Below are 3,295 nucleotides of genomic sequence, written 5' to 3'. Positions count from 1 at the left end.
TTTATCGTCCCAATCAGGATCGGAATTGGATACCCAGGGTTCGGGGTATGTTGGTTGCGCGGGCGCGACTGTTTTCAGCGGATAACCTTTTGTTTTTTTGAAAAGGGCGAGCAGGGCTTCCATGAAATCTTTCATGGTCACATCCGGGTAGTTGTAATAGCCAACGCGTATCTGTGCCGTGTCGGCCAGCACCATGGCTGCGTATTTATTTTGAACAAACCAAAGGTAATCGTCTGTCAGAATGGTACCGAGGGTGAGGAAGCAATCGGCTTTATCTACTTCGCTGATGACGCTTTTGATAGATGCTGCATCTGAGTAGGTACCGATGAATTTATCTCCCTTTTCGGTTAATACTGATTTTCCGAGGGTGGTAGTAGTATACAGAAACCCGCTGGCGTCGATGAGTTCCTGTAGCAAGTCCGACAGGCCATGGCGAAGGATTTCCACGCCTGCAAAGATCATGGGATGTTTGGCAGCCGTGATTTGTTTCCAGGCTGCAGCTACGGCATTAGCCAGGGCAACCGGCTCGCTTTTGATCACCAGGGGTTGCAGGGCTTTCCCGTTGGGAGGCGTGCACACTTCGCCCCATACTTCTTCGTAGCAGGCAATGTATACAGGTCTTTTGTGGGTGATGGCGGCGATCAGCAGCTGATCTATTTTTTCCGGAGCGCCGGCAGCGGTACTGAGTGTAATGGCACCTACGGTTACGTGTTCAAATACTTCCTGGTCGGCTTTGAGGTTGCCGGTGGAGTGATGAAAAAGTACGTCGTACATTTTGGTCATTTGCCGGTCGTCTGATCCGGGTGTAGCGGTGATCACCACCACCGGACTGCGCTCCACATAAGCGCCCGCAATGGCATTGAGTGCGCTGAAGGTGCTCACCCCGAATTGTAATGATACGGCGCCAAGGCCCCGGGTGCGTCCATATGCATCTGCCGCATAGGCGGCATCGAGTTCATTCATAGCACCAATGGCCCTTACGCCATCAAAATGTTCCAGGGTTTGTGTGAAATGTTTAACATAGTCACCGGGGATCTGAAACACTTCCGTGACATCGAGTTGCTTCAATCTGGTCAACAGGTAGTCCGCGACTGTAAACGGTTTTTGTTGCATGTGTGAGGATTTATGTTTGTATTCATGGATAGATGAGGGTGGTTTATACCGGGGAATGGTAAAATAGGGTAACCGGCTATGCTACTAAAGTTAAAGGAAATTGGAAAATAATAAAGCAGTGGGGCGTGATTTTTTTTGAAGAGGGGAGCTGGTATGTTCACCATCTCCCCGGGATATTTAAAATATTAGTGGTGCTAACTAGTTTGTACGTTTTCTCCGATAGTGGTGATCTCTGTGGCTTTTTGCCTATTGGTCAGCGCATATTTCCTTTTTGCCCAAAGCAATGCGATAGAGAAATAAATGGCGGTGTATAACAGAAAAATATATTGGCTGGTGAAGATGTAATGGAAAATGCTGGTGAAGTAATTCGTGGGGTAGGCAAATCGGTGTACCACTTTCATACAGGATATCAGGATAGGCACAATAGCTATCGCCATGAAGAGTGTGAATGCGATATTTGTTCTTACTCTGCGGAGTAAAAATAGCAGCGGTAACAGGAATGCGCAAACGACAACAACGGCGGTGAAAAATCTCGTTGGATATTGCCAGCTAAGATTGGGATTGGCATAAGATGGGCTAATCTCAGTCACGAGATATACACCTGAAATAATAGCACCGATTATTAGCGCTGTAATATTCGCGAACGATAGATAAGCCGCTTTCAATGGCCTGAACGGGCGGTACACGGCCTGCAGCAATAAAAACAGCATAGTCGATAAGCTATAGCTTATCATCAGATCAGTGGTAATTATTATAAAGTGATACATAGTGTATAGGATTGAGATTAATATTTTGATGCAGCTGTTGGGTTGGGAGAGTAGCGCCTGCTTATGTTGGCAATAAGCAAAACGGCTACGAAATATCCCAGCGGCCAGCATATTATTTCCACATAAGGACTTCGGTAGTATGCCCAGCTGGAAGGAAGGGAGTCCCTGGAAAAAGAAGTAATAAAATAAAGTAAGAGATAGTAATAATTGCCTATATATTGAAATATTACTACCACCAAAGTGAGCGGAACATTTTTTCTGTATTTCTTTTTGAGAAATATTAAAGGAATGATACCGATAAAGGTTAGCATCAATGCGCCATCCAGGGCGTAGTACCTGAAATGGGCAACATCCATCGCATTATGAATAGTGGTAATGCTATCCCATATAACGGCGATTATCAGTAAGATGCCAATCACTATCGGGGCTATATTTGAAATAGATAAGTATATATTTTTTAACTGCCGGAAGGGAGCATAAAATAAAGAAGCCATTAAAAAGAGAAGGGTCGCGCCGCTGTATCCAAACAATAGGTCTTGGGCAAGGATGATAGGAAGTTCCATTTCTACGGGTTTAGGGCTAATAAATATCTGGTTATTCTGCTGGGTTTCCTAATTTTATGTTCATTTTTCGCAATATATTGCTGGCCTATGAATATTTTATTTTTATTTTTCCTGGCGTCATTCCCTCCGGTTCCTAAGGATAGCCTTTATTCTTATCATGAAGAACGCTGCGCGATGGCGTATGTCACCATTCGGCATTGGGACCTGACGTTAAAGGAACACGGTACTTTTAATTTAACATACAGTTACCGGGATACCCGTTATGTACGGAAACCCGCTATCGATTTCCACGGCATCTGGAACAAGAAAAATGATACTATTATTCTGACAATAGTTTTTCCTTTAGAGAATGACTGTTCCCTTAAGGATGTGAGATTTATTGAATCAAAGGATACGCTGAAGGCAGTGACGCATACCAGTATTTGTTTACCTCCAACGTTGGCGCGTGTACAACGTTTTTCGGGAAGATATTTTTAAAGTTATTAATGCTGCTCTTTTACCGCCGTTCCCTTTTAACAGGCGCCGACAGCTTCACCGCCTTTACAATCCAGGGCAGGGAGATACCTTGTCCTATCAGTGTAATCAGCACCACCACTACGGAAATAAATATAATCGGGTTGCGTTCCGGAAAGGGACGTCCTTTATCCAGCGTCAACGGTAAGCCAATGGCAATGGCCAGCGACACAATGCCCCGCATACCCGACCAGCTGATGATTAAGCTGTTCTTAAAATCCAGCAATGCATTTTCGGTGATACGGCCTTTCCCTTTTCTGAATGCCTGTTGTAAATTGAGCTGCTGTGAAAACACCCTGGCGGTGCGTAGCACAAGGGCAGTGAGGGTAATGATAAATC

The 3,295-nt window shown here is 44.9% G+C and carries 5 protein-coding genes; 1 reads left to right on the top strand and 4 read right to left on the bottom strand.

Annotated features, from left to right (window positions below; genetic code table 11):
• The 3 genes from VIP81_RS02550 to VIP81_RS02540 all read right to left on the bottom strand — a co-directional run.
• The coding region (locus tag VIP81_RS02550; protein ID WP_331956911.1) for a thiamine pyrophosphate-binding protein at window positions 1-1,113 on the bottom strand (1,113 nt) is incomplete at its 3' end.
• Window positions 1,114-1,307: 194 nt separating this feature from the next.
• Entirely contained in the window at window positions 1,308-1,823 is a 516-nt protein-coding gene (locus VIP81_RS02545) for a hypothetical protein (RefSeq protein ID WP_331956910.1), read from the bottom strand.
• Window positions 1,824-1,897: 74 nt separating this feature from the next.
• The gene (locus VIP81_RS02540) at window positions 1,898-2,443 is read right to left on the bottom strand and encodes a hypothetical protein (RefSeq protein WP_331956909.1); all 546 of its coding nucleotides are present in this window, start codon (window positions 2,441-2,443) and stop codon (window positions 1,898-1,900) included.
• An 87-nt stretch (window positions 2,444-2,530) separates the two neighbouring features.
• Here VIP81_RS02540 and VIP81_RS02535 point away from each other — a divergent pair, with 87 nt between their 5' ends.
• The gene (locus VIP81_RS02535) at window positions 2,531-2,920 is read left to right on the top strand and encodes a hypothetical protein (RefSeq protein WP_331956908.1); all 390 of its coding nucleotides are present in this window, start codon (window positions 2,531-2,533) and stop codon (window positions 2,918-2,920) included.
• 19 nt (window positions 2,921-2,939) lie between these two features.
• On the opposite strand, the gene VIP81_RS02530 is transcribed toward VIP81_RS02535, so the two are convergent.
• Window positions 2,940-3,295: cation:proton antiporter (locus VIP81_RS02530; protein ID WP_331956907.1), on the bottom strand; the 356-nt coding region annotated here is incomplete at its 5' end.

This window comes from Chitinophaga sp., from assembly GCF_036566945.1.
Taxonomy (GTDB): Bacteria; Bacteroidota; Bacteroidia; order Chitinophagales; family Chitinophagaceae; genus Chitinophaga.
The sequence above is the reverse complement of the archived record's forward strand: the minus strand, read 5'-3'. Positions and strand labels throughout refer to the sequence as shown.